This is a genomic window from Micromonospora rosaria (assembly GCF_001567585.1).
Taxonomy (GTDB): Bacteria; Actinomycetota; Actinomycetes; order Mycobacteriales; family Micromonosporaceae; genus Micromonospora; species Micromonospora rosaria.
This window is the reverse complement of record NZ_LRQV01000220.1, coordinates 1-6,701: the sequence shown is the minus strand read 5'-3', so window position 1 is coordinate 6,701 and position 6,701 is coordinate 1. Positions and strand designations below refer to the sequence as shown.

Annotated in this window: 5 protein-coding genes; 3 read left to right on the top strand and 2 right to left on the bottom strand. The window is 73.7% G+C overall.

Annotation, left to right across the window (positions count from 1 at the left end; translation table 11 throughout):
• Nucleotides 1-55 precede the first annotated feature (55 nt).
• Both AWW66_RS30790 and AWW66_RS30785 read right to left on the bottom strand, forming a co-directional pair.
• The gene (locus AWW66_RS30790; protein WP_067373962.1) at nucleotides 56-262 is read right to left on the bottom strand and encodes a hypothetical protein; all 207 of its coding nucleotides are present in this window, start codon (nucleotides 260-262) and stop codon (nucleotides 56-58) included.
• Between the two features lie 201 nt (nucleotides 263-463).
• Complete coding sequence (locus AWW66_RS30785; protein WP_083979228.1) at nucleotides 464-2,908, bottom strand: DEAD/DEAH box helicase; 2,445 nt, start codon at nucleotides 2,906-2,908, stop codon at nucleotides 464-466.
• 140 nt (nucleotides 2,909-3,048) lie between these two features.
• On the opposite strand from AWW66_RS30785, the gene AWW66_RS30780 reads away from it, so the two are divergent.
• The 3 genes from AWW66_RS30780 (at nucleotide 3,049) to AWW66_RS30770 (ending at nucleotide 6,661) form a co-directional block, all read left to right on the top strand.
• On the top strand, nucleotides 3,049-3,405 hold the full coding sequence (locus AWW66_RS30780; protein WP_067373956.1) for an STAS domain-containing protein: 357 nt from the start codon (nucleotides 3,049-3,051) through the stop codon (nucleotides 3,403-3,405).
• Nucleotides 3,402-3,839 carry an ATP-binding protein gene (locus AWW66_RS30775; RefSeq protein WP_067373953.1) on the top strand — a complete coding sequence of 146 codons (438 nt, stop codon included), beginning with the start codon at nucleotides 3,402-3,404 and terminating at the stop codon, nucleotides 3,837-3,839. Before AWW66_RS30780 ends, AWW66_RS30775 begins: the two co-directional genes overlap by 4 nt.
• 440 nt (nucleotides 3,840-4,279) lie before the next feature.
• Complete coding sequence (locus tag AWW66_RS30770) at nucleotides 4,280-6,661, top strand: sodium-translocating pyrophosphatase (protein WP_067373950.1); 2,382 nt, start codon at nucleotides 4,280-4,282, stop codon at nucleotides 6,659-6,661.
• The last annotated feature ends 40 nt before the right edge of the window (nucleotides 6,662-6,701 follow it).

Sequence of the window (6,701 nt, the reverse complement as noted above, 5' to 3'; positions counted from 1 at the left end):
CAGGGCGGCGGGGCTGTGGCCGCCGGGCGGCGGCCGGTGGGGGTGGCACCGACGGTCAGCGTCCGCCGTCGACCGCCGACCGCATCAGGAAGGTGTTGAGCACCTGGTGGATGCTGCGCAGCCGTTCGCTGATCTGGTCGAGCCGTTCCGCCTGGGCCAGGGCGGCCAGCGCGGCCCCGAGCGCGATCTGCTGATCGGGGGTGAGGTGTTCCTGGTCGATCGTGTACAGCAGGTCAACGGTCTCGGCGATGGTGTCGGCCACGACTCCTCCTCCGGGAAACACGGCGAGCTCGGCGGTGGGCAGGGGTGCGCCACCGTCGATGGAAGCGCTCCCATGCCCCCAATGCCCATCCCGGGGTCGATCTATGCCTGCGGCACGCCGTCCGTTTCCGCCGGTCCAGCCGGCCCGGAGGTCAGCTCCCGGCCGGTCAGTCCCGGTCAGCTCCCAACCGGTCAGTCCCGGTCAGTCCCCGGCCGGGGCGGCGGCCCCGAGGTGCGCCAGGACCACGTCCAGGACCCGGACGGCCTCCGCCTTGCCCAGCAGGTTGTTGCCGTTGCCGCACTTCGGCGACTGGACGCAGGACGGGCACCCCGACTCGCACCCGCACTCCGCGATCGCGTCCCGGGTGGCCCGCAGCCAGTCCTCGGCCGTGGCGTACGCCCGCTCGGCGAAGCCCGCCCCGCCCGGGTGCCCGTCGTACACGAAGACGGTCGGCGCCTCGGTGTCGGCGTGCACCGCCGTGGAGAGCCCGCCGATGTCCCACCGGTCGCAGGTGGCCATCAGCGGCAGCAGCCCGATCGCGGCGTGCTCGGCGGCGTGCAGCGCACCCGGGACGTCCGGTGGTTCCACCCCGGCGGCGGCCAACGCCTGCGGCGACACGGTGAACCAGACCGCGACGGTCCGCAGTTCCCGGGTGGGCAGGTCCAGCGGCCGGGTGTCGATCACCTCGCCGGAGGCGATCCGGCGACGCTGGTACGAGACCACCTGGCTGGTCACGTCCACCTCGCCGAGGAAGAGCCCGACCGGCCCGGCGTCCACGTACGACCGGACGGAGACCACCGACAGCGAGGTGACGTCCCGGGCGTGGGTGGACCAGTCCGGCTCCTCCGGGTGCACCAGCGCGCACCCGTCGGCGAGGTCCAGCTCGTCGACCACGTACGAGACGCCCTGGTGCAGGTAGACCGCGCCGGGGTGGAGCAGGAAGTGCGACGAGCCGCCGTCGACGGTGCCGAGCAGCCGGCCGGTCGCCGCCTCCACCACGCAGACCGGCGCGCCGCCGGCACCCCGCAGGTCCACCTCGGGACGTTCCCGGTGCCGCCAGTACCAGCCGGTCGGGCGGGCCCGCAGCGCCCCCGTCCCGACCAGCGCGTCCACCGCCTCCTTCGCGCCCGTGCCGAACAGCTCCAGGTCGGCCGGGGTCAGCGGGGCCTCGGCCGCCGCGCAGGCGAGCTGCGGGCCGAGCACGTACGGGTTGGCCGGGTCGAGCACGGTCGCCTCGACGGGCCGCCCGAACAGCGCCTCGGGGTGGTGCACCAGGTACGTGTCGAGCGGGTCGTCCCGGGCCACCAGCACGGCCAGGGCCTCCCCACCGGAGCGGCCGGCCCGCCCGGCTTGCTGCCAGAGCGACGCCCGGGTGCCCGGCCAGCCGCAGATCAGCACCGCGTCCAGCCCGACCAGGTCGACGCCGAGCTCCAGCGCGTTGGTGGAGGCGAGCCCGAGCAGTTCCCCGTCGAGCAGGGCCCGCTCCAACTCGCGCCGCTCCTCGCGCAGGTACCCGGCGCGGTAGGCGGCGACCCGGCCGCCGAGCCCGGGTACCGCCTCGTCGAGCGCCCGGCGGGCGTTGGCCGCGACCACCTCGGCGCCGCGCCGGGACCGGACGAAGGCGAGCGTGCGTACCCCCTCGGCGACCGTGTCGGCGAGCAGGTCGGCGGTCTCCCGTAGCGCCGACCGGCGGACCTGGGTCAGGTCCGCCCCGGCCGGCTCGACGGCGGCGTCCGGCGGGAGCAGGGGCGGCTCCCAGAGCGCGAAGGTGACCCCGCCGCGCGGCGAGGCGTCCTCGGTCACCGCGGTCACCGGCAGCCCGGTGAGCCGCCCGGCCGTGGTCGCCGGATCGCCCGAGGTGGCCGACGCCAGCACGAAGACCGGCCCGCCGACCGCCCCGGCACCGCCCGCCGGGCCGCCGCCACCGGTCAACCCGCCGCCGGACTGGAGGGGAATCCGGGGCGCGGAGCGGGGCGGCGCGGCGCACCGGCGGCGCAACCGGCGCAGCACGTGCGCCACGTGCGAGCCGAAGACGCCCCGGTAGGTGTGGCACTCGTCGACGATCACGTACGTCAGCCGGCGCAGGAAGCCGGACCACTGGGCGTGACCGGGCAGGATGCCGTGGTGCAGCATGTCCGGGTTGGTCAGCACGAACCGGGAGTGCCGGCGGATCCACTCCCGCTCGGCGCGCGGGGTGTCGCCGTCGTAGCAGGCCGGGCGTACCCCGGGCAGGTCCAGGGCGGCGACGGCGCGCAACTGGTCGGCGGCGAGGGCCTTGGTCGGGGCCAGGTAGAGCACCGTGGCCCGGGGATCGGTGAGCAGGGTGGCCAGCGCGGGCAGCAGGTACGCCAGCGACTTGCCGGAGGCGGTGCCGGTGGCGACCACCACGTGCCGCCCGCCGTACGCCAGCTCGGCCGCCTCGGTCTGGTGCCGCCACGGCTCGACCACGCCGCGCCCCGCGAAGGCCGCCCGCAGCTCCTCGGGCGTCCAGTCGGGCCAGGGTACGGGTACGCCGGGGCGGGCCGGCACCCGCTCGACGTGGGTGACCGGGTCGCCGGCGCCCCGGGCGCGGAGTCGGCGCAGCAGGTCGACGGGCGGCGCCACCGGCGCCCGCTCGCTGCCGGCTCGGGTGGCTGCGGAGGTCACGTCCTGCACTCTCGCACTGGTGTTCGGAGTTGGAAGCTGGGGGCCCTGGGTATGGAGAAGCGGCCGACGCTCGCCGGGGCGGGTGCGGCGCGGGATGGTTAGATGCCCAGGAGAGTTTACGGCGCTTGCGAGGAGGACCGATGGAGCTGTCGCTGGCGACCCACACCGTGGGGGAGCACACGGTGCTCTCCGTCGGCGGCGAGGTGGACGTCTACACCGCGCCCCGTTTGCGGGAACGGCTCCTGGAGCTGATCGACGGTGGGGCGCACCGGATCGTGGTCGACCTCGGCCGGGTGGACTTCCTCGACTCGACCGGCCTCGGGGTCCTGGTCGGTGCGCTCAAGCGGCTCCGCTCGATCGGCGGCACGTTCGCCCTGGTCTGCGACAAGGAGCCGTTGCTCAAGATCTTCCGGATCACCGCGCTGGACCAGGTCTTCCCGTTGCATGCCACGGTCGACGCGGCGGTCGACGCCGACCCGACCGGCGCCGGCGCGTGATGGCGACGGTCCGGCTCTCCTTTTCGCCCGCACCGGTGCACGTCCGCACCGCCCGCCTGGTCGGGGTCGCCGTGGCGCGACGGGCCGGGGTCCGCGAGGACCTGCTTGACGAGGTACGCCTGGCGATCGGTGAGGCGTGCACCCGGGCGGTCGCCCTGCACCGCCAGTACGGCCTGCCCGACCCGGTGCTGGTGGAGATGTCCGACGGCGCGGCGTACGCGGTCCGGGTGGTGGACCGCGCCCCGATCGAGGCGAGCATCGGCCTGACCGCGCTTCCGCCGGACGAGCTGGCCAACGAGTCGCTGACCGACGAGGCGCTCACCACCGGCGTCGGGTTCGCCCTGCTCGCCGGCTTCGTCGAGGACCTCCAGGTGCGCCCGGTCGACGAGGGCATCGGCACCGAGGTCCGCATGGTCTGGCCGGTCGGCCGCTGACCCACGTCCGCCCGGTCGGCCGCTGACCCACGCCTGGCCCACGTCCGCCCGGTCGGCCCCGCCCGCTTCTCGGTGACTCCAGGCCCGTCACCCGGGCCGGCCCCGGTGACTCCGCGCTGGTCGGTCGGGGTGCGCCGCGCTGATCCACCCGCCGCGTCGGCGAACACGGTGCGTGTCGTCGCGGTCACCGCTATATCAGATTTTCTCATCTAACACAGCGATGAAGATCATCGCCGCCGCGCGCCCCCTCGGTGTGACCTCCAACACGATATGGGGCTACAGTACCCGGGTTGTCAGCAAGTGATCCGACCCGCAACCAGCGGGTATCGGTGCCGGTCGCTGGTCCGCCAGGGCAGGCCGGCGCGCTTGCACTTTCGCATCCGGGCGTCGGTCGGTGCGTCTCCACCGTCGGCGCGAGTGCACGGTACAGGAGGACATAGATGTCCGGGACTCTGGCCGCCCAAGGTGGCGAGCTCTCCCTCACCGGTGCCAATCTGACGTACGTCGTCATCGCCGCGGTTGTCGCGTTGGTGGCGCTCGTCTTCGCCGCCACCCTGACCAGGACCGTCCTGGCAGCGGGCACGGGCACCACCAACATGCAGGAGATCTCCGGAGCCGTCCAGGAGGGCGCCTCGGCGTACCTGCTGCGACAGTTCCGGACGCTGGCGATCTTCGTGGTCATCGCCGTGGTGTTGCTCTTCCTGCTGCCGGTGCACGACACCGCCGGCAGCGAGACGCTCGTCAAGATCGGACGGTCGGCGTTCTTCGTGGTCGGCGCGCTGTTCAGCGCGTTCATCGGCGGCGCCGGGATGTGGCTGGCCACACGGGCGAACCTGCGGGTCGCCGCCGCCGCCCGGGAACGCGAAGGGGGCCGCGAGGCGGCCATGAAGATCGCGTTCCGGACCGGCGGGGTGGTGGGCTTCCTCACCGTCGGGCTCGGCCTGGTCGGCGCGGCCGTGGTGGTCCTGCTGTACCGGGGCGACGCGCCCACCGTGCTGGAGGGCTTCGGCTTCGGTGCCGCCCTGCTCGCCATGTTCATGCGGGTCGGCGGCGGCATCTTCACCAAGGCCGCCGACGTCGGCGCGGACCTGGTCGGCAAGGTCGAGCAGGGCATCCCGGAGGACGACCCGCGCAACGCGGCCACCATCGCCGACAACGTGGGCGACAACGTCGGCGACTGCGCCGGCATGGCCGCCGACCTCTTCGAGTCGTACGCGGTCACCCTGGTCGCCGCGCTGATCCTGGGCCGTGCGGCGTTCGGCAACGAGGGCCTGGTCCTCCCGCTGATCATCTCCACCATCGGCGTGCTGGTCGCGATCGTCGGCGTCTTCATCACCCGGCTGCGCGCCTCGGACCGCAACGGCTTGACCGCGATCAACCGGGCCTTCTACTCCTCGGCGGTGATCTCCGCCGTGCTGGTGGCCGTCGCCTCCTTCGTGTACCTCCAGCCGGCCTGGGCCGACCAGCTCGGCGAGCAGTGGCGCACGACGCTGGGCGTCGACGGCGGCGACCCGCCGCTCGGCCCGCGCGGCACCGTCATCGCCGCCGTGGTCATCGGCATCGTGCTGGCCGCCGCGATCCAGGCGCTGACCGGCTACTTCACCGAGACCAACCGGCGACCGGTGCAGGACATCGGCAAGAGTTCGCAGACCGGCCCGGCCACCGTCATCCTCGCCGGCATCAGCGTCGGCCTGGAGTCGGCGGTCTACTCCGCGCTGCTGATCGGCGCCGGGGTCTTCGGCGCGTTCCTGCTCGGCGGCGGGTCGATCACGCTGTCCCTGTTCGCCGTCGCGCTGGCCGGCACCGGGCTGCTGACCACCGTCGGCGTGATCGTCGCGATGGACACCTTCGGCCCGATCTCCGACAACGCCCAGGGCGTGGCCGAGATGTCCGGCGACATCGACGAGCACGGGGCCCGGACGCTCACCGAGCTGGACGCGGTCGGCAACACCACCAAGGCGATCACCAAGGGCATCGCCATCGCCACCGCCGTGCTCGCCGCGACCGCGCTCTTCGGGTCGTACACCGACACCCTGCGCACCGCGTACGCCGACGCGGGGGTCGGGGACGTCGGCGCGGAGATCCTCAACTCGCTGAACGTGGCGAATCCGCGCAACCTGGTCGGCCTGATCATCGGCGCGGCGGTGGTGTTCCTCTTCTCCGGGCTCGCCATCAACGCGGTGTCCCGCTCGGCCGGAGCCGTGGTGATGGAGGTCCGCCGGCAGTTCCGGGAGCTGCCCGGGATCATGGACCGCAGCCAGCGCCCCGAGTACGGCAAGGTGGTCGACATCTGCACCCGGGACGCGCAGCGCGAGCTGATGACCCCGGGCCTGCTCGCCATCCTCGCCCCGATCGCGGTCGGCTTCGGCCTCGGCCCGGGTGCGCTGGCCGCGTACCTGGCCGGGGCGATCGGCGCGGGCACGCTGATGGCGGTCTTCCTGGCCAACTCGGGCGGGGCCTGGGACAACGCCAAGAAGATGGTCGAGGACGGCGCGTACGGCGGCAAGGGCTCCGAGGCGCACTCCGCGACGGTCATCGGGGACACCGTCGGTGACCCGTTCAAGGACACCGCCGGCCCCGCGATCAACCCGCTGATCAAGGTGATGAACCTGGTCTCGCTGCTGATCGCCCCGGCCGTGGTGGCCTGGAGCGTCGGCGACGAGCGCAACACCGCGCTGCGGATCGGCATCGCCGTGGTGGCGACGCTGATCGTCGTCGCGGCGGTGGTCTTCAGCAAGCGCAAGGGGGTGGCGATGTCCGACGCCGACGGCGGCACCGGTGCCGGTCACTCCGACCAGCGGCCGGAGACGGTCACCGCCTGACTCCGGCACCCCGCGGAGCACGGCACCCGTGCCGGGCCCC